Origin of the sequence: Pseudomonas sp. B5(2017), assembly GCF_002112825.1 — a bacterium.
GTDB lineage: Bacteria > Pseudomonadota > Gammaproteobacteria > Pseudomonadales > Pseudomonadaceae > Aquipseudomonas > Aquipseudomonas putida_Z.
Genome location: NZ_NEIR01000005.1, coordinates 1 through 19281, shown reverse-complemented (window position 1 = coordinate 19281; position 19281 = coordinate 1). Strand labels below are relative to the sequence as shown.

19 protein-coding genes are annotated in these 19281 nt (G+C 63.2%); 9 read left to right on the top strand and 10 right to left on the bottom strand.

All coding sequences use genetic code 11. The annotated features are described in order from the left end of the window. Window positions 1-27: 27 nt before the first annotated feature. A complete protein-coding gene (gene trpE, locus CAG00_RS08880) occupies window positions 28-1509 on the top strand; it encodes an anthranilate synthase component I (protein WP_013970606.1) in 1482 nt (493 codons plus the stop codon). Window positions 1510-1630: 121 nt separating this feature from the next. Here the strand turns inward: trpE and estP are convergent, their stop codons facing one another. Beyond that, a complete protein-coding gene (gene estP / locus CAG00_RS08875) occupies window positions 1631-3511 on the bottom strand; it encodes an esterase EstP (RefSeq protein ID WP_085664072.1) in 1881 nt (626 codons plus the stop codon). 369 nt (window positions 3512-3880) lie between these two features. On the opposite strand from estP, the gene CAG00_RS08870 reads away from it, so the two are divergent. From CAG00_RS08870 to CAG00_RS08855, 4 genes are all read left to right on the top strand, one after another. Further along, entirely contained in the window at window positions 3881-4474 is a 594-nt protein-coding gene (locus tag CAG00_RS08870) for an aminodeoxychorismate/anthranilate synthase component II (RefSeq protein WP_003259809.1), read from the top strand. A gap of 9 nt (window positions 4475-4483) precedes the next feature. Further along, window positions 4484-5533 (top strand): anthranilate phosphoribosyltransferase, encoded by a 1050-nt coding sequence (gene trpD / locus CAG00_RS08865; protein ID WP_085664071.1) that lies wholly within the window; start codon window positions 4484-4486, stop codon window positions 5531-5533. After that, the gene (gene trpC, locus CAG00_RS08860) at window positions 5530-6363 is read left to right on the top strand and encodes an indole-3-glycerol phosphate synthase TrpC (protein WP_025337472.1); all 834 of its coding nucleotides are present in this window, start codon (window positions 5530-5532) and stop codon (window positions 6361-6363) included. Before trpD ends, trpC begins: the two co-directional genes overlap by 4 nt. A gap of 183 nt (window positions 6364-6546) precedes the next feature. Continuing rightward, window positions 6547-7251: a lipoate--protein ligase family protein gene (locus tag CAG00_RS08855; RefSeq protein ID WP_085664070.1), complete on the top strand. Its 705-nt coding sequence runs from the start codon at window positions 6547-6549 to the stop codon at window positions 7249-7251. Here CAG00_RS08855 and crp read toward each other — a convergent pair. Further along, entirely contained in the window at window positions 7248-7892 is a 645-nt protein-coding gene (gene crp, locus CAG00_RS08850) for a cAMP-activated global transcriptional regulator CRP (protein WP_012270218.1), read from the bottom strand. The two genes, CAG00_RS08855 and crp, sit on opposite strands and share 4 nt — an antisense overlap. 191 nt (window positions 7893-8083) lie before the next feature. Here crp and CAG00_RS08845 point away from each other — a divergent pair, with 191 nt between their 5' ends. Beyond that, window positions 8084-8512 (top strand): OsmC family protein, encoded by a 429-nt coding sequence (locus CAG00_RS08845; protein ID WP_025337475.1) that lies wholly within the window; start codon window positions 8084-8086, stop codon window positions 8510-8512. 116 nt (window positions 8513-8628) lie between these two features. Here the strand turns inward: CAG00_RS08845 and CAG00_RS08840 are convergent, their stop codons facing one another. The 6 genes from CAG00_RS08840 to hemJ all read right to left on the bottom strand — a co-directional run bounded on the left by CAG00_RS08840 (window position 8629) and on the right by hemJ (window position 13055). Beyond that, window positions 8629-9669, bottom strand: a complete 1041-nt coding sequence (locus CAG00_RS08840; RefSeq protein WP_085664069.1) for a DUF2157 domain-containing protein — start codon at window positions 9667-9669, stop codon at window positions 8629-8631. 10 nt (window positions 9670-9679) lie between these two features. Then, window positions 9680-10327, bottom strand: a complete 648-nt coding sequence (gene coq7 / locus CAG00_RS08835) for a 2-polyprenyl-3-methyl-6-methoxy-1,4-benzoquinone monooxygenase (protein ID WP_025337477.1) — start codon at window positions 10325-10327, stop codon at window positions 9680-9682. A 65-nt stretch (window positions 10328-10392) separates the two neighbouring features. Beyond that, window positions 10393-10731 carry a histidine triad nucleotide-binding protein gene (locus tag CAG00_RS08830; RefSeq protein WP_013970615.1) on the bottom strand — a complete coding sequence of 113 codons (339 nt, stop codon included), beginning with the start codon at window positions 10729-10731 and terminating at the stop codon, window positions 10393-10395. A 63-nt stretch (window positions 10732-10794) separates the two neighbouring features. Further along, the gene (locus CAG00_RS08825; RefSeq protein ID WP_085618970.1) at window positions 10795-11577 is read right to left on the bottom strand and encodes an SDR family oxidoreductase; all 783 of its coding nucleotides are present in this window, start codon (window positions 11575-11577) and stop codon (window positions 10795-10797) included. Window positions 11578-11644: 67 nt separating this feature from the next. Beyond that, window positions 11645-12601: a nitronate monooxygenase family protein gene (locus tag CAG00_RS08820; RefSeq protein ID WP_085664068.1), complete on the bottom strand. Its 957-nt coding sequence runs from the start codon at window positions 12599-12601 to the stop codon at window positions 11645-11647. A gap of 28 nt (window positions 12602-12629) precedes the next feature. Continuing rightward, a complete protein-coding gene (gene hemJ, locus CAG00_RS08815; protein ID WP_003258833.1) occupies window positions 12630-13055 on the bottom strand; it encodes a protoporphyrinogen oxidase HemJ in 426 nt (141 codons plus the stop codon). Window positions 13056-13196: 141 nt separating this feature from the next. Between hemJ and argC the strand changes: the two genes are divergently transcribed. Beyond that, window positions 13197-14231: an N-acetyl-gamma-glutamyl-phosphate reductase gene (argC, locus tag CAG00_RS08810; RefSeq protein ID WP_013970618.1), complete on the top strand. Its 1035-nt coding sequence runs from the start codon at window positions 13197-13199 to the stop codon at window positions 14229-14231. A 146-nt stretch (window positions 14232-14377) separates the two neighbouring features. Continuing rightward, window positions 14378-14728: an iron-sulfur cluster insertion protein ErpA gene (erpA, locus tag CAG00_RS08805; protein ID WP_015268740.1), complete on the top strand. Its 351-nt coding sequence runs from the start codon at window positions 14378-14380 to the stop codon at window positions 14726-14728. Between the two features lie 59 nt (window positions 14729-14787). Here the strand turns inward: erpA and CAG00_RS08800 are convergent, their stop codons facing one another. Together CAG00_RS08800 and CAG00_RS08795 are read right to left on the bottom strand one after the other, a co-directional pair. Further along, window positions 14788-15879, bottom strand: a complete 1092-nt coding sequence (locus tag CAG00_RS08800; protein ID WP_085618976.1) for an anhydro-N-acetylmuramic acid kinase — start codon at window positions 15877-15879, stop codon at window positions 14788-14790. Window positions 15880-15883: 4 nt separating this feature from the next. Then, the gene (locus CAG00_RS08795; RefSeq protein ID WP_085664067.1) at window positions 15884-17305 is read right to left on the bottom strand and encodes a peptidoglycan DD-metalloendopeptidase family protein; all 1422 of its coding nucleotides are present in this window, start codon (window positions 17303-17305) and stop codon (window positions 15884-15886) included. Window positions 17306-17518: 213 nt separating this feature from the next. Between CAG00_RS08795 and tyrS the strand changes: the two genes are divergently transcribed. Further along, window positions 17519-18718: a tyrosine--tRNA ligase gene (tyrS, locus tag CAG00_RS08790; protein ID WP_025337483.1), complete on the top strand. Its 1200-nt coding sequence runs from the start codon at window positions 17519-17521 to the stop codon at window positions 18716-18718. Window positions 18719-19281 lie beyond the last annotated feature (563 nt).

Here is a 19281-nt window from a genome sequence, read left to right as displayed (position 1 = left end):
CTATTGCTGCTTGCCACGAGGCTACCCATGACCCGCGAAGAATTCCTGCGCCTGGCCGCTGCCGGCTACAACCGCATTCCCCTGGCCTGCGAAACCCTGGCCGACTTCGACACGCCGCTGTCGATCTACCTGAAACTGGCCGACCAGCCCAACTCGTACCTGCTCGAGTCGGTGCAGGGCGGCGAGAAATGGGGCCGTTACTCGATGATCGGCCTGCCGTCGCGCACGGTGATGCGTGTGCACGGCTACCACGTCAGCATCCTGCAGGATGGCGTGGAGGTGGAAAGCCACGATGTCGAAGACCCGCTGGCCTTCGTCGAAACCTTCAAGGACCGTTACAAGGTCGCCGATATCCCTGGCCTGCCGCGCTTCAACGGCGGCCTGGTCGGCTACTTCGGCTACGACTGCGTGCGCTATGTGGAAAAGCGCCTGGGCGCCAGCCCCAACCCGGACCCGCTGGGTGTGCCGGATATCCTGCTGATGGTGTCCGATGCGGTGGTGGTGTTCGACAACCTGGCGGGCAAGATGCACGCGATCGTGCTGGTCGACCCGGCTGAAGAGCAGGCTTTCGAACAGGGCCAGGCACGCCTGCAAGGCCTGCTGGAAACCCTGCGTCAGCCGATCACTCCACGCCGTGGCTTGGACCTGAGTGGCCCGCAGGCTGCCGAGCCGGAATTCCGCTCCAGCTATACCCGCGAGGATTACGAGAACGCCGTCGGCCGCATCAAGGAATACATCCTGGCCGGTGACTGCATGCAGGTGGTGCCGTCGCAGCGCATGTCGATCGACTTCAAGGCTGCGCCAATCGACCTGTACCGCGCGCTGCGCTGCTTCAACCCGACGCCGTACATGTACTTCTTCAACTTTGGCGACTTCCATGTGGTCGGCAGCTCGCCCGAGGTGCTGGTACGCGTCGAGGACAACCTGGTCACCGTACGCCCGATTGCCGGCACCCGCCCGCGTGGCGCTACCGAAGAGGCCGACCGCGCGCTGGAAGACGACCTGCTGTCGGACGACAAGGAAATTGCCGAGCACCTGATGCTGATCGACCTGGGCCGTAACGACGTCGGTCGCGTGTCCTCGACCGGCAGCGTGCGCCTGACCGAGAAGATGGTGATCGAGCGTTACTCCAACGTGATGCACATTGTGTCCAACGTCACTGGCCAGTTGCGCGAAGGGCTGACGGCGATGGACGCACTGCGGGCGATCTTGCCGGCCGGTACGCTTTCGGGTGCGCCGAAGATTCGCGCGATGGAGATCATCGACGAGCTGGAGCCGGTCAAGCGTGGGGTTTACGGTGGTGCCGTCGGCTACTTCGCGTGGAACGGCAACATGGATACCGCCATTGCCATCCGTACCGCGGTAATCAAGGACGGTGAGCTGCATGTGCAGGCCGGGGGCGGCATCGTTGCCGACTCGGTGCCGGCGCTGGAGTGGGAAGAAACCATCAACAAGCGCCGGGCGATGTTCCGCGCGGTGGCGTTGGCTGAGCAGACTTCGGCCAAGTAATTCAGTGGGCATTGGGGCTGCTTTGCAGCCCATCGCGACACAAGGCCGCTCCTACAGGGAAACACGATCGCCTGTAGGAGCGGCCTTGTGTCGCGAAGGGCCGCAAAGCGGCCCCATCAATTCAAAAGTCGACGCTGACGCCCACACTCACCCCCTGCTGCGTCAATTCATCACTCTTGCGCCAGTTATAGTTACCGCGCAAATGCACCCCCGTCACCACTTCATGGCTCACCCCCAGGCTCGCCCGGGTCAGGTCGCTGTGCGGCGTATACCCTGTCAGGGTGAAGTCATTCGCCGGTAGGCTGGTCAGGTGCATCGTCACATCCTGCTGGTCATCCTCGAACTCATGCTCCTGCGCCACCTCGGCGAACAGCCGGGTACTCGGCAGCACCTGCACACTGCCCAGCAACCCCACGCCCAAACGGCGTGATGTACGTTCCTGGTCATCGAAGCCCAGCGCCGTCGAGCGCCCGCTTTTCTCGTCATAGCCATCCACCTTCACCCGCGCATAGTCGGCACTGATGAACGGAGCCAGCTGCCAGTTGCTGCTCTCGGCTGCCAGGTTGTAGCCCAGCCGCCCCGACATAGCCCAGGCCTCGCCATCGGTATCGCCCTTTTCGCTGCGGTCGTTCACGCCAAGGGCGAAGGTGCGCTTGAGGTCGCTGTAGTCCAGGTGCCCGGCGGTCAGCGCCGCGTCGGCCCACCAGCGGTCCTGGCGGTATTGGGCGAAGGCGCTGGCAAGGTAGCTGTCCAGCTTGTAGTCCGAATCCTGTGCGCCGGCTTCCAGCTTCTGCCGGTACACGCCGCCGGCCAGGCCCAGGCGCCATGCATCGTTCAGGCGATAGCTGCCGCCCAGGGTCAGGTTGTAGCCGCGGCCATCGCCGCTGGCCGCGCTGCGCTGGCCGTCGAAGTCCAGGTCCTGGGCGCCGGTGGCAACGAAGGCTTGCCACTGGCCAACTGCCTGCCAGGGTGTCTGCCACTGGTTGCGCAGTTCGTCCTGGTGGGCACGCAGGCTGGCGTGGGCCATTTCCGGGAGCAGGGTCAGTTCCCAGGGGGCGGCGATAATCGAATAGGCGTAGTCGGCAATCAGTTGCTGGCCGGCGATGGTCGGGTGCACCGAGTCGTTGAACAGCAGCTTGGTCGGGTCTGGCGTGGCGCCGTTGATGCCGTACACCGGGTTTTCCACGCAGCCTTCGCCGCTGTAGCAGGTGCCGACCAGGTTCTGGCCGCTGGCCAGGCCGAACTGCTCGGGGCTGGCCAGCGCTTCGCTCAGCAGCACGGGGATGTTCAGCGGAATGATTTCGGCATCGATCTGCCCCAACTGGCTGAGCAGGGACTGGTTGAACGCGCCGGAAAGCAGCGACAGCGGGTTTTGTTGCGGCGTACCGCTGAAGTTCGGTGTCTGCCCGAGGTCGGGCAGCAGCCAGACCATGATGTAACGGGCACCGCCTTGCTGCAGGGCCTGGGCGCTGGCGGCCAGGCGGGCGCCAGCGGCCACGGCATCAGCCGGGCTGTTGACCAGGCCTTGCAGGAAGTCATTGCCGCCGCCAGTCAGGTAATACAACGCGTTGGGGTCGGCGCGCAGGCCGTTGGCCAGGTAGCCCGGTTTATCACGCAGTACCTGCCCGGCGCCGGGGCGCCCTGGCGGGATGACGGTCTCGGAGGTAGTGGTGATCGAATCCAGGATCTGCTGGGTGGTGTAGCCACCGACTGCCCAGTTGTTGCCGTCGGGAAGGCCCAGTACCGGATTGACCGGGGAGGTGGAAGGGCCAAGCTCGGTCGGGCTCACACCGAGCCGCCCGCCCAGGATCATCGGTGACACTGGCGCATAATTGCCATTGGCATCGCGGTTGGTGAAGCGCACCCCGCCAAACTGCCCGGCGTCGCTGAGGCTGTCACCAAACACGATCATGCTGGAGTAGGGCGAGGGTGCTGCGAACGCCTGGCTGCAGGCCAGTGCCAGTGAGGCAACGGTAAAGCGCAATAACGGTGCTTTTCGCATCGGTGAACATCCTTTTCTTTGTTTTTATGAAGGACAACCCGATCGACCTTAGCAAATCGCAGTGCATCCCTCCCAAGTCCATTCGTTTCCCCGTGTTTACAGGCATATTGCGCCCGCCGCCCCGGTAGGCTACTGTGCCGGGACGTATGAGCGAGACCTATCCTGTGTTGATCGTCAGCAAACTCTTGATGCGCGTAATCAAGGCCCACGCCCGTTGGCGTTGGCGCGCCTGACTTTGTCCCCTGCCGGCCCGTCCGGCCCGCCCCCGTTTGCCTTCCTGTCTACCGCCCCTTGTGGCAAAGCCGCGCCTGTTGGCTGGTGCAGAAAGGTTCGAATTCTGAAGTCAGTAGATTCAAGAGGTTTAACCCGATGTTACTGATGATCGACAATTACGACTCATTCACTTACAACGTCGTTCAGTACCTTGGCGAGCTGGGTGCCGAGGTAAAGGTCATTCGCAATGACGAAATGACCATCGCCCAGATCGAAGCCCTCAACCCCGAGCGCATCGTCGTATCTCCAGGCCCGTGCACGCCGAGCGAGGCGGGCGTGTCCATCGAGGCCATCCTGCACTTTGCCGGCAAGCTGCCGATCCTTGGCGTATGCCTGGGCCACCAGTCCATCGGCCAGGCCTTTGGTGGTGATGTGGTACGTGCCCGCCAGGTGATGCACGGCAAGACCAGCCCGGTACACCACCGTGACCTGGGCGTGTTCGCCGGCCTCAACAACCCGTTGACCGTGACCCGTTACCACTCGCTGGTGGTAAAGCGCGAAACCTTGCCCGAGTGCCTGGAAGTGACCGCCTGGACCGCCCATGCTGACGGTTCGGTCGACGAGATCATGGGCCTGCGCCACAAGACGCTGAATATCGAAGGGGTGCAGTTCCACCCCGAGTCGATCCTGACCGAACAGGGCCACGAACTGTTCGCCAACTTCCTCAAGCAGACCGGCGGCCGCCGCTAAGGATCGAACATGGATATCAAGAGTGCGTTGAGCCGTATCGTCGGCCAGCTGGACCTTTCCACCGAAGAAATGCGCGACGTCATGCGCCAGATCATGACCGGCCAGTGCAGCGAAGCGCAGATTGGCGCATTCCTGATGGGCATGCGCATGAAGAGCGAAAGCATCGACGAAATCGTCGGTGCGGTGTCGGTGATGCGCGAGCTGGCCGACAAGGTCGAACTGCAGAGCCTCGATGGCGTGGTCGATATCGTCGGTACCGGCGGTGATGGCGCCAACATCTTCAACGTGTCCACCGCCTCGTCGTTCGTACTGGCGGCGGCAGGCTGCACCGTGGCCAAGCATGGCAACCGCGCGGTATCAGGCAAGAGCGGCAGTGCCGACCTGCTGGAGGCCGCCGGTATCTACCTGAACCTGACGCCCACCCAGGTGGCCCGCTGCATCGACAGCCTGGGCATCGGCTTCATGTTCGCGCAAAGCCATCATTCGGCCATGAAGCACGCTGCCGGCCCGCGTCGCGACCTGGGGCTGCGCACCCTGTTCAACATGCTCGGCCCGCTTACGAATCCGGCCGGGGTGAGGCACCAGGTGGTCGGTGTATTTGCCCAGACCCTGTGCCGCCCGTTGGCTGAAGTACTGCAGCGCCTGGGCAGCAAGCACGTGCTGGTGGTGCACTCGAAGGATGGCCTGGACGAGTTCAGCCTGGCTGCGCCGACCTTCGTTGCCGAACTGAAGAATGGCGAAATCACCGAATACTGGGTAGAGCCGGAAGACCTCGGCATGAAGAGCCAGAGCCTGCACGGCCTGGCCGTCGAGAACCCGCAGGCGTCGCTGGAGCTGATCCGCGATGCACTGGGCCGACGCAAGACCGAAAACGGCCAGAAGGCCGCCGAGATGATCGTGCTCAATGCGGGCGCGGCGCTGTATGCCGCTGACCATGCCATGAGCCTGAAAGCCGGTGTGGAACTGGCCCACGACGTACTGCACACCGGGCTGGCCTGGGAGAAGCTGCAGGAGCTGGGTGCCTTTACTGCAGTATTCAAGGTGGAGAACGAAGCATGAGTGTGCCGACGGTGCTGGAAAGGATCATCGCCCGCAAGTTTCAGGAAGTGGCCGAGCGCAGCGCGCGCGTCAGCCTTGCCGAACTGGAGGCCCTGGCCAAGGCTGCCGACGCCCCGCGTGGCTTTGCCAAGGCCCTGATCGAACAAGCCGCGCGCAAGCAGCCGGCGGTGATTGCCGAAATCAAGAAGGCCTCGCCGAGCAAGGGCGTGATTCGCGAGCATTTCGTGCCGGCGGAAATCGCCGTCAGCTACGAGAAGGGCGGGGCGACTTGCCTGTCGGTGCTGACCGATGTGGACTACTTCCAGGGCGCCGACGAGTACCTGCAGCAGGCCCGCGCGGCGGTGTCGCTGCCGGTGATCCGCAAGGACTTCATGGTCGACCCGTACCAGATCGTCGAGGCCCGGGCCCTGGGCGCGGACTGTGTACTGCTGATCGTGTCGGCGCTGGATGACGTGAAGATGGCCGAACTGGCGGCCACGGCCAAGGATGTCGGCCTCGACGTGCTGGTGGAAGTGCACGACGGCGATGAGCTGGAGCGCGCGTTGAAAACCCTGGATACACCGCTGGTAGGGGTGAACAACCGCAACCTGCACACCTTCGAGGTCAGCCTGGAAACCACCCTCGACCTGCTGCCGCGTATTCCGCGTGATCGCCTGGCGATTACCGAGAGTGGCATCTTGAACCGGGCCGATGTGGAGCTGATGGAGATCAACGAGGTCTACTCTTTCCTGGTCGGTGAGGCGTTCATGCGCGCCGAGCAGCCGGGGCTGGAGCTGCAGCGGTTGTTCTTCCCGGAACAGGTGAAGAAGACTGTTCAGCAACTGGACTGATCAAATGAAGCCGGCGTTATTGCCGGCTTTTTTGTATGCCTGTAATGGCCCCTTCGCGGCGGTCCGACGCTTCGGCACGCCCGCTCCCACAGGTTCTCCATCACCCTCGGGGCCTGTGGTAATCCCTGTGGGAGCGGGCGTGCCCGCGAAGAGGCCCTGAATAACAACATCAAAGGTGGATCAATGACCGATCAACCCCTGGCCCTGACCGTAGAACAAGGCCTGCACGCCGAACAGGAATTGCTGGCCGCCGTCTGCCGCGGCGAGCGCGACAGTGGCGTGCTGTTCTGGCGCCCGACCGACCACGCCCTGGTCATGCCCCGGCGCATGAGCCGTCTGGACAATTTCGAAGCCGCCTGCTCGGAGCTGGCGATTGCCGGCTGGCCGGTGCTGCTGCGCGAAACCGGCGGCGAGCCGGTGCCGCAATCACACGCCACGGTGAACGTTGCCCTGGTCTATGTTGCCCCCCGCAGCGAAGGCGACCACGGCCGTATCGAAAACGCCTACGAGCGCCTGTGCCTGCCGCTGTGTGACGTGCTGCGCGAGTGGGGCGGGGTGGCGTCGGTGGGTGAAATCGACGGCGCCTTCTGCGATGGCCGCTACAACGTCAACCTCAATGGCCGCAAACTGGTGGGCACCGCCCAGCGCTGGCGCCAGGGGCTGGGTGGCAAGCGCCCGGTGGTGCTGGTGCACGGTGCGCTGCTGCTGGACAACGAGCGTGAATCGATGGTGGCGGCGGTCAACCGCTTCAACGAGTGCTGCGAGCTGGAACAGCGCTGCCGCGCCGATGCGCACATCGCCCTGCACGAAGTGGCGCCTGCGGCCCCATGGTTCGAGCGGCTGTCGCAGGCCTATGCCAAGGTGCTGGCCGACCTGCCCAAGGACTAGCGGGTACCGTAGACCACCATGGTCTTGCCCTTGACCTGCACCAGGCTGCGTTCTTCAAGGTCCTTGAGGACGCGGCCGACCATTTCCCGCGAGCAACCGACGATGCGGCCGATTTCCTGACGAGTGATCTTGATCTGCATGCCATCGGGGTGGGTCATGGCGTCGGGTTGCTTGCACAGTTCCAGCAGGCAGCGGGCGACACGCCCGGTAACGTCGAAGAACGCCAAGTCGCCGACCTTGCGCGTGGTGTTGCGCAGGCGCTGGGCCATCTGGCTGCCCAGGGCATAGAGGATTTCCGGGTCCTGGCGCGCCAGTTCGCGAAACTTCTCATAACTGATTTCGGCTACTTCGCATTCGGTCTTGGCGCGCACCCAGGCACTGCGCTGCTGTTCACCCTCGACCGGTTCGAACAGGCCCAACTCGCCGAAGAAGTCGCCATTGTTGAGGTAGGCGATGATCATTTCATGGCCGTCATCGTCCTCGATGAGGATGGTGACCGAACCCTTGATGATGAACGACAGTGTCTCGGCCCGGTCGCCGGCGCAGATGATGTTGCTTTTGGCGGTATAGCGACGGCGCTGGCAGTGCACCAGCAGCTTGTCGATGTTCTTGATCTTGGCGGGTAGGGCGGAAGCAACCATCACGAAATCCTGTTCGATATGACGCATAGGCTTTTTATAAAGGTCGGCTGGCGGAACGCGCCAGTCATTTGGCGCCAGCTTATCAGACACTACAGGATGTTTCGGTACTAAACCGACACGACTCGTGCTTTTCCCACGGCCGCACAAGGTCTAAGCTGACACCCTTTTCCGAAAATCAGGAGTCCGGGTAGATGAAGGCACGTATCCAGTGGGCCGGTGAGGCGATGTTCCTCGGCGAATCGGGGAGCGGCCATGTCGTCGTGATGGACGGCCCGCCCGAGGCCGGCGGCCGTAACCTGGGCGTGCGCCCGATGGAAATGCTGTTGCTGGGCCTGGGTGGCTGCAGCAGCTTTGACGTGGTCAGCATTCTGAAGAAGTCGCGCCAGGCGGTGGAAAGCTGCGAGGCGTTTCTGGAGGCCGAGCGTGCCAGCGAAGACCCGAAGGTGTTCACCAAGATCCACATGAACTTCGTGGTGAAGGGGCGTGGGCTGAAGGAGGCCCAGGTCAAGCGTGCGGTAGAGCTGTCGGCGGAGAAGTATTGCTCGGCTTCGATCATGCTCGAGCGTGCCGGGGTTGAGATTACCCACGGGTACGAGATTGTAGAGCTGGGTCAAGGCTGACATTTTGGGGCCGCTTTGCGCCCCATCGCGACACAAGGCCGCTCCTACAGGGGATCGCGTACCACCTGCAGGAGCGGCCTTGTGTCGCGATGGGGCGCAGAGCGGCCCCGACAATTTCAGCTGCGAAGCGCCGGCAGCGCAGCACGCACCCATCCCGGCAAACAACCGCGCATCACCCGGCTCAACCGCTCCCGCCGCTTCTGGTAAACCAGCCCCAGCCCAATAACCCCCAGCCCGATCAAGGTCACCACCACCGGGAACAGCAGCGAGTCGGCAAACACCTCGTACGACAGGTACCCCAGGTAAGCCGCCACGCCCAACGCCCCGAAAACCATGAACACCGGCCGACGCAACAGCACCGCCATACCCATCAGGGCAATATTGATCAGGCAGTACAGGGCCTTGCCCAGCTCGCTGCCGCTGTCCACCAGCGTCAGCCCGCCCCAGAATGCCGCCAGCCCGGCCAGGTAGCCCCAGTGGGCGTAGTCTTCGCGGGTGCGGCCGTCCACCCCGACGAACACCACCAGCAACCCGAGCCCGAACCACAGCGAAACCTCACGGCGCTGTTCCCAGCTGAATGGCGAGCCGAAGAACCATTCGCTCAGGTCCATCGACATGAACCACAAGGCCACGGCAATCGGCATGACGATGAACGGGTAGGGGATCAGCCTCAGCATCAACAGCCCGGCAAGCACCGTGGCTGCTTCCATTGCCAGCCAGCCGCCCTGCACGTAGGTGTAGTACTGGTGATAGTTTGCCTGCGCATCATCCATTGGCCACCAGCCGGCCAGCCGTTCGATGGCGAACACCGCCAATGGCACGATGCTGACCGCGACTGCCGCCAGCACGCCGGCCGCGACTGGCTGTACGCGCCGTTGCAGGTTAACGGCGAACAGCGTGAGCAGCAGGATATAGAGGCTGGCGATGACCAGCAGCGCCCAGTCGCCGATGCGCATCCAGGCTTCGGTGAGCAACCAGCCCATGGCTGCCATGATCAGCATGGCGCCGAAGTAGAAAGCGACATGGGCCAGCTGGAAGCTGCCGCGCTGTGCCGGCTGCTGGCGCAGGAAGGCCAGCAGGGCCTGGTCCTGGCCCGGCTGGAGAATGCCGGCTTGCACGGCGCGCGCCAGGTCCTTGGCGTCGAAACGGTCCGTCATGGTGATGCCTTCAGATACGGTAGGTGCTCTTGGTCATGACCTTGGCCAACAGGCTCATGCCAAAGCGAACAGGGGCGGGGAAGCGATAACCGCCGGCTTCCAGTGCAGACTCGGCGTGCTGTTCCTCATCGATGCGCATCTGTTCGAGGATGGCCCGGGACTTTTCGTCTTCCTGCGGGATCTGCTCCAGGTGCTCGTCGAGGTGCTTGCACACCTGGTGCTCGGTGGCGGCGACGAAGCCCAGGCTTACCTTGTCGCTGACCAGTCCAGCGAGTGCGCCGATACCGAACGACATGCCGTAGAACAACGGGTTGAGCACGCTGGGGTGGCTGTTCAGCTGGCGAATGCGCTGTTCGCACCAGGCCAGGTGGTCCACTTCTTCCTCGGCGGCGTGTTCCATGGCCTTGCGCACTTCGGGCAGCTTGGCGGTCAGGGCCTGGCCCTGGTACAGCGCCTGGGCGCAGACTTCACCGGTGTGGTTGATACGCATCAGCCCGGCAACATGACGAGCCTGCTGTTCGTCCAGGTCGACGTCCGGCTGGACGATGGCCGGCGATGGGCGGGCGGGTTGGCCGCTGAAGGGCAGCAAGGTGCGCATGGCGGTATCGGCCTGCAGCAACAAGCGGTCGAGCGGCGAGTAGTGACGTTCGGTAGCCATCGGGCACCTCCGCAAGAATGTGCCCGACAGTTTACCGCAATAGTGGCAGGGTGGCTTGCCGTGGATCAGCCCGGTGGCCAGTGCATCTGGCGCTGGCCAAGCACGTGCATGTGGATGTGGTAGACGGTCTGGCCGCCTTGCTCGTTGCAGTTCATCACTACGCGGAAGCCTTCCTCGCAGCCAAGTTCCTTGGCCAGACGCTGGGCGGTGAACAAGATGTGACCAGCCAGGCCTTTGTCTTCTTCGGTCAAGTCATTGAGGGTGCGGATGTGCTTTTTCGGGATGACCAGAAAATGCACGGGCGCCTGGGGGGCGATATCGTGGAACGCCAGAACCTGGTCGTCCTCGTAGATGATCTTCGCCGGGATCTCCCGGTTGATGATCTTGATGAATAAATCGTCCACAGCACTTGCTCCATGGTGAGGGTCGGGCCGAGTGTACTCAGCCGGGCGCCGCTCGCCCAGTGGCTATTCCATGCCTACCGGGCAATAGCGGCGGTGGATGGCCCCTGCCAGCTTGCGCACCAGCCACCGTGGCAGCAGGCGCGGGGCGAACGCCAGCCAGCGGTTGCGACGACCGGGCAGTATCAGTGCACGGTTCTTGTCCAGCGCGCGCACGGTGTACAGCGCCACTTCCTCAGGGCTGAGGCAGCGTGGCTTGCCATCCAGCCGCGGAATGCGCCGGCGCGAGGAGCGCACCGGGCCGGGGCACAGTACCGAAACCTTGATGCCGGTGCGCTTGAGTTCTTCACGCAAGGCCTGGGAGAAGCTCAGCACATAGGCCTTGCTGGCGGCATAGGCGGCCATCCACGGGCCAGGCGCCACCCCGGCCAGGCCGGCGACATTGAGGATCTGCCCGCCGCCCTGCACGGCCATCAGGTTACCGATGGCGTGGCACAGGCGGCTCAGGGCCAGCACGTTGACTTCCAGCAGGTCCTGTTCGTCGGCCCACTCATGGGCCAGGAATGGCCCGTAGGTGCGCAGGCCGGCACAATTGACCAGCAGGTCGATGCGCCGCTCGCCTTCCTCCAGTTCCAGCACGAAGCCCGACAGGCGCAACGGCTGGCTGAGGTCGCAGGCACGGAACAGCACCTCGACACCGAAGCGTTGGGTCAGCTCGATGGCCACCGGTTCCAGCGTTTCACGCTGGCGTGCCACCAGGATCAGATTGCGCCCGCGCCGCGCCAGGGCTTCCGCCAGGGCCAGGCCCAGGCCGCTGGAAGCACCAGTGATCATGGCGTAACGGGTCATGCAAGGCTCCTGGGGGCTGAAGAGGGCGCCTAGTGTACAGCTTGGCCGGGCAAGGTGTTGCCTTTTGCTACAGGGTGCGGGCGCGCAGGGCCTGGCAGCGTTCCAGGGCGTCCCGGTATTCGTCATGCAGCCGTCCGATCAGCGCGCTGGCGCTGGGCAGGTCGTCGATACCGCCGACCCCCTGGCCCGCCGACCACACGGTCTTCCAGGCCTTGGCTTCGTCGTCGATCGGCTTGAGCTTGCCTTGCTCATGGCCGCCCTTGATGGCGTTGATGTCATAGCCGGCCTGTTCCAGGCTCGGGCGCAGGAAGCTGGCGGGGACGCCGGACACCGCCGGGGTGTGGACGATGTCGGCGGCATGGGAATCGAGCAGCATCTGCTTGTAGGCGTCCGGGGCCTGGCTTTCTGCGGTGGCGATGAAGCGGGTGCCCATGTATGCAAGGTCCGCCCCCAGCATTTGCGCGGCGAGGATCTCATGGCCGTGGTTGAGGCAGCCGGCCAGCAGCAGGGTCTTGTCGAAGAACTGGCGAATTTCCGCGGCCAGGGCGAACGGGCTCCAGGTGCCCGCATGGCCGCCTGCGCCTGCAGCAACGGCGATCAGGCCATCGACACCGGCTTCGGCCGCTTTCTCGGCATGGCGGCGGGTGGTGACATCGTGGAACACCAGGCCGCCGTAGCCATGCACGGCATCGACCACTTCCTTCACCGCGCCGAGGCTGGTGATGACGATCGGCACACGATGTTCCACGCACAACGCCAGGTCGGCCTGCAGGCGCGGGTTGGTCGGGTGGACGATCAGGTTGACGGCATAGGGGGCTGGCGCCTGCAGCTGTGCCAGGCCTGCCTCGATTTCCTCCAGCCAGGCCTTGAAGCCGGCGCTGTCGCGCTGGTTCAGGGCCGGGAAGCTGCCGACCACGCCGCTGGAGCAGCAGGCCAGTACCAGCCTGGGGTTGGAGATCAGGAACATCGGTGCGGCAACCACGGGCAGACGCAGGCGTTGTTCGAGGGAGGCAGGTAACGACATGGCAAGGCTCCTTGAGCGGGTGGCTATGTCAGAACGGTTTGACCACCACCAGAATCACGATACCCAGCAGGAACAGCACGGGCACTTCGTTGAACCAGCGATAGTAGACGTGGCTGCGGGTGTTGCTGCCGCTGGCGAAGCGCTTGCGCTGGGCGCCGCACATGTGATGGTAGACGGTCAGCAGGATGACCAGAGTCAGCTTGGCATGCAGCCAGCCCTGGCTGAGCCAGCCGGGCGTGAGGTAGAGCATCCACGCGCCGAACACGTAGGTGGCGATCATCGCCGGGTTCATGATGCCGCGAAACAGCTTGCGCTCCATGGTCACGAAGCGTTCCTGGCTGATGCTGTCCTGGCTTTGGGCGTGGTAGACGAACAGCCGCGGCAGGTAGAACAGGCCGGCGAACCAGCAGACCACGCTGACGATATGCAGCGCTTTGATCCATAGGTAAAGCATGGGGGAGTTCCTTCAGGTATTCACGGTCGTCAGATAGTAGTGGTCAAGCGCCCGAAGGGTCACCCGAAGAGTTGTTACAGGCGCCTTGCGCCCCTATTATCGTGCGCTTTCCAGACGGCTCGTTGATAAGGGGCAAGCGTTATGATCAAGGTCGGTATCGTCGGCGGCACGGGTTACACCGGCGTCGAACTGTTGCGTCTGCTGGCACAGCATCCACAGGCCGAAGTGGCGGTCATCACTTCGCGCTCCGAGGCGGGCGTTGCAGTGGCGGACATGTACCCGAACCTGCGCGGCCACTATGACGGGCTGGCGTTCAGCGTGCCGGACAGCAAGACCCTGGCCGCCTGCGACGTGGTGTTCTTCGCCACCCCGCACGGTGTTGCCCACGCCCTGGCTGGCGAACTGCTGGCGGCCGGTACCAAGGTGATCGACCTGTCGGCCGACTTCCGCCTGCAGGACGCCGCCGAGTGGGGCAAGTGGTACGGCCAGCCGCACGGTGCGCCAGAGCTGCTCAAGGACGCGGTATACGGCCTGCCTGAAGTCAACCGCGAGAAGATTCGCCAGGCACGCCTGATCGCTGTGCCGGGTTGCTACCCGACCGCCACCCAACTGGGCTTCCTGCCGCTGCTGGAAGCTGGCCTGGCCGACCCGTCGCGCCTGATCGCCGACTGCAAGTCGGGTGTCAGCGGCGCTGGCCGTGGTGCGGCGGTGGGCTCGCTGTTCTGCGAGGCCGGCGAAAGCATGAAAGCCTACGCAGTGAAGGGCCATCGCCACCTGCCGGAAATCAGCCAGGGCCTGCGCCTGGCCGCTGGCAAGGATATCGGCCTGACTTTCGTGCCGCACCTGACGCCAATGATTCGTGGCATCCACGCCACCCTGTACGCTACCGTCGCCGACACCTCGGTCGACCTGCAGGCGCTGTTCGAGAAGCGTTACGCCAATGAACCGTTCGTCGATGTGATGCCGGCTGGCAGCCACCCGGAAACCCGCAGTGTGCGCGGCGCCAACGTCTGCCGCATTGCCGTTCATCGCCCGCAAGGTGGTGACCTGGTGGTGGTGCTGTCGGTGATCGACAACCTGGTCAAGGGCGCGTCCGGCCAGGCGGTGCAGAACCTCAACATCCTGTTCGGCCTGGACGAGCGCATGGGCTTGTCACACGCGGGCCTGCTGCCGTAAGCCGCCAGCGTTCGAAAAGGCCCGCGTCGTGCGGGCCTTTTTGTAGGTCGCGACTAAAGCCGCACAATTCTTGACCGATTTTCTCGGGAAAGCGGATAATGCGCGTCATCGAGTTTTATGGCGGCTACCACGCCGGGAGAATCAACATGAGCGTCGAAACCTTCACCCCCACCGCTTTGGAATTCACCCACGGCGCTGCGCAAAAGGTGAAGAACCTGGTTTCCGAGGAAGGCAACGATCGTCTGAAGCTGCGCGTGTTCGTCACCGGTGGCGGCTGCTCGGGCTTCCAGTATGGCTTTACCTTCGATGAAGACGTGGCCGAAGACGACACCATCGTCGAGCGCGAAGGTGTTTCCCTTGTGGTCGACCCGATGAGCTTCCAGTACCTGGCCGGCGCCGAGGTGGATTACCAGGAAGGCCTGGAAGGCTCGCGCTTCGTGATCAAGAACCCGAACGCTGCCACCACCTGTGGCTGCGGCTCCTCGTTCTCGATCTGAGGCCTGGCCATACGAAAACGCCGCGCAATTGCGCGGCGTTTTGCTTTCTGGCGTAACGTTCAGGCCGGGTAGATTGCGCCGAGTACGCGCAGGCCCTTGGCCGCTGTCACGCTAGGGCGATTGGCAGCGATGCCTTCCAGGCAACAGTGGGCCAGCCAGGCGAAGGCCATGGCTTCGACCCAGTCCGGGTCCACGCCATGGGCGCCGGTGCTGGCGACACGGGCGTCGGGCAGCAACTGGCCGAGGCGTGCCATCAGGGCGCCGTTGCGCGCACCGCCACCGCAGACCAGCAGCGCTTCGGTGCCTTGCTGGGCGTTGCTCAACGAGTCGATGATGCTGCGTGCGGTCAGTTCCAGCAATGTTGCCTGTACGTCCTCGTCGCGGTAAGCGGGCAGGCGGGTCAGGTGGCCATCCAGCCAGGGCAGGTTGAATACTTCGCGGCCGGTGCTCTTCGGGCCGCTGCCGGCGAAGAACGGGTCGGCCAGCAGTGCGCTGAGCAAGTCGGCCTGCACCACGCCCGAGGCAGCCCAAGCCCCATCCGCATCGTAGGCCTGGCCGCGCTTGCGTTCGATCCAGGCATCCAGCAGCACGTTGCCCGGGCCGCAGTCGAAGCCGTGGACTGGCTTGTCGTGTTCGATCAGGCTGAGGTTGCTGAAACCGCCCACGTTGAGAATGGCCAGGCGCTGGCCCAGGTGGCTGAACAGGGTTTCATGGAAGGCCGGCACCAGTGGCGCACCTTGGCCGCCGGCGGCCACATCGCGACGGCGGAAGTCGGCGACCACGCTGATACCGGTAAGCTCGGCCAGCAGCGCCGGGTTGCCGATCTGCACGGTAAAGCCGCGTGCAGGTTCGTGGCGGATGGTCTGGCCGTGGCTGCCGATGGCGCGGATGGCTCCGGCCTGCAGCCCTTGCCTGGCCAGCAGTTGGCGGATGCCTTCGCCTGCCAGGCTGGCCCAGCGGTTTTCCGCCAGTGCAGCGCGGGCGATCTCGTCAGGGCCGCTGCTGCAAAGGCCCAGCAGTTCCTGGCGCAGGTCGCCGGGCATGGGCAGGTAGTGGGTGGCGAGCAGTTCGAGCTGTTCGCCTTGTTCGATCAAGGCAATGTCCAGGCCATCGAGGCTGGTGCCGGACATCACCCCCAGGTAGAGCGCCATGGGCTTAGCGCTTGTTCGCTGCGAGCAGGGTGGCCTTTTCCTGATCCATGCGGGCGATCAGGGGTTGGCTTTGCTGCAGGAAACGCTGGCGCTCGTTCCTGGCGATCGGGTCGGCCATCGGCACTTTCTGGCTCAGCGGGTCGACGTGCACACCGTTGACCTGAAACTCGTAGTGCAGGTGCGGACCGGTGGACAGGCCGGTGGTGCCGATGTAGCCGATGATCTGGCCCTGCTTGACCGAGCCGCCGGTCTTGATGCCCTTGGCAAAGCCCTGCATGTGGCCGTACAGCGTCTTGTAGCGGTTACCGTGCTGGATGATCACGGTGTTGCCGTAACCACCGCGGCGCCCGGCCAGCTCGATGCGGCCGTCACCGGCTGCCTTGATCGGAGTGCCGCGCGGGGCGGCGTAGTCGACGCCCTTGTGGGCACGGATCTTGTTCAGGATCGGGTGCTTGCGGCCGGCGGAGAAGCGCGAGCTGATGCGGGCGAAGTCGACCGGGGTGCGGATGAAGGCCTTGCGCAGGCTGTTGCCATCAGCGGTGTAGTAGCTGGTGTTGCCCTGCTTGTTGGTATAGCGCACGGCGGTGTAGGTCTTGCCGCGGTTGGTGAAGCGCGCGGACAGGATGTTACCGGTGCCGACGACCTTGCCGTCCATTACCTTCTGCTCGTAGACCACGTCGAATTCATCGCCCGGGCGAATGTCCTGGGCGAAATCGATGTCGTAACCCAGCACGCGGGCCATGTCCATGGTCATGCTGTGGGACAGGCCGGCGCGCTGGGCCGAGGCCGACAGCGAGCTTTTGATCACGCCGTGGGCGTAGGCGGTACGCACTACCGGCTTGCTGATTTCGCGGTTGAAGGTATAGCCCTTGTCGGTCTTGGTCAGGCGAATGGTTTCGAGGTTGCTGACCTTGCTGTGCAGGCTGGCCAGCTGGCCGTCCTTGTCGAGCTCGAACTGCAGCACCTGGCCGTGCTTGAGCTGGCTGAACTGCTTGGCCTGCTTGTTGCTGGCCAGCAGGTCGTGCACCGCATTGGTCGGCAAGCCGACCTTGGCGAACAGGGTGGACAGGGTATCGCCCCGGGCCACGGTGACTTCACGGTGGCTGGGTTGCTTGGCGGCTTCGACGACCGGTTCGGCGGCAGGGGCTTCCTGCTCGGCCTTCTGGGTCTCGGGGGGGGCCTCTTCGATCTGGGCGAATGGCGAGCCTTGCTCACCTTCTGCCTGCACCAGGGGCGCAGCGCGGGATTCGTCCTTCAACTGCTCGGCAGGGCTCTCCAGCTCGAGGTTGAGGGTGGTTTTCTTGGCTTCCACTTCGCTGGAGGGGAACACCAGCAGGGCCAGGCTGAGCAGGGCGGCGATGCCGCTGGCGGCCAACAGATGGCTTTTCGGATAAAGCGGGGGCGCTTTAGGCGGTTCGTTGGTCATGGGCAAGGTGACTTTGAAAAAGGTGAAATGGAAAAGATGAATGACATGATGAAGATGAAATAACTGTATAAAATATAACCAAATCCATTTTCACGCAAGGGCGCGTAGACGCCGCAAGCCCGTGTTCGGGTCACATTCCTTTGCGAAACTTGTAATTGACGGCCGATCTTGTATGGTTGGCTCCCCCTGAATCTGAGCCTTGCGGGTTTGTCTATGAAGTCGGTTGAAGAGCAGCTGGCGCTTATCAAGCGCGGTGCGGAAGAAGTACTGGTCGAGTCGGAACTGGTGGAGAAGCTCAAGCGCGGCCAGCCTCTGCGCATCAAGGCCGGCTTCGACCCGACCGCGCCTGACCTGCACCTTGGGCACACGGTGCTGATCAACAAGCTGCGCCAGTTCCAGGACCTGGGGCACCAGGTCATCTTCCTGATCGGTGACTTCACCGGCATGATCGGTGACCCGAGCGGCAAGAGCGCCACGCGCCCGCCGCTGACCCGCGAGCAGGTGCTGGAAAACGCCGAGACCTACAAGCAGCAGGTGTTCAAGATCCTCGATCCGGCCAAGACCGAGGTCGCGTTCAACTCCACCTGGATGGACAAGCTGACCCCGGCCGACTTCATTCGCCTGGCGTCGCAGTACACCGTGGCGCGCATGCTCGAGCGCGATGACTTCGACAAGCGCTACACCACCAACCAGCCTATTGCCATCCACGAGTTCCTGTACCCGCTGGTGCAGGGTTATGACTCGGTGGCCCTGAAGGCGGATGTCGAGCTGGGTGGTACTGACCAGAAGTTCAACCTGCTGATGGGGCGTGAGCTGCAGCGCGCCTATGGCCAGGAAGCGCAGAACATCGTGACTATGCCGCTGCTCGAAGGGCTCGACGGCGTGAAGAAGATGTCCAAGTCTCTGGGTAACTATGTAGGTATCCAGGAAGCGCCGGGGGTGATGTACAGCAAGCTGGTGTCGATCCCGGATACCCTGATGTGGCGCTACTTCGAACTGCTGAGCTTCCGTTCGATGGAAGAGATCGAGCAGTTCCGTGCCGACGTCGCCAATGGTGCCAACCCGCGCGACATCAAGATCAAGCTGGCGGAAGAGATCGTTGCGCGCTTCCATGGCGAGGAGGCTGCGGCCAATGCTCACCGTGCCGCGGGTAACCGTATGAAGGAAGGCGAGCTGCCGGAAGATCTGCCGGAAATCGAAGTGGCTGCGGGCGAAAGCCTGCCGATTGCTGCCGTACTGAACCGGGCAGGCCTGGTGAAGAACTCGGCTCAGGCGCGGGACTTGCTGAGTGGTGGTGCGGTGAAGGTCGATGGTGCGGTGGTTGATCGTGACTTCATGTTTGCGCTGGGTGCTACCCATGTGTGCCAGGCGGGCAAGAAGTCGTTTGCCCGGGTTACCCTCAAGGCTGAGTGATAGTCGGTAGGTGTAGCTATATAGAAGCGGGGAGGCCGACAGGCCTCCCCGCTTTGCTTTTCAGCGATATCAGGGTTTCTTGAAATTAAGGGTTGACGCGGTTTCGAATCCCCTTATAATGCGCCCCACTTCTGACGTAGTCGAAGCGCAAAACTTCTTGTAAATCAATTAGTTAAGCAATTCAGGCAGTATCAGGAGTGCTACGATCGAATGATCGGCAGCGGTTGAGATGATGGTTGACAGCGCTTCTAAACGCTGTATGATTTGCCTCCCGCTACGAGAGATCGCAGCGAGTCAAGTGTTTGAAGCTAAACGAGTTTCTCGCAAAAAACTTCAAAATAAACGCTTGACAGCAAATGAGGAAAGCGTAGAATGCGCGCCTCGGTTGAGACGAAAAGCTCTTAACCAAACGCTCTTTAACAAATCGAATCAAGCAATTCGTGTGGGTGCTTGTGAGTACGGACTGATAGTCACAAAGATTATCAGCATCACAAGTGGCCATGCGAGAAATCACATAGTCATTTGAGATTGCTGAGCCAAGTTTAGGGTTTCTTAAAAACCCA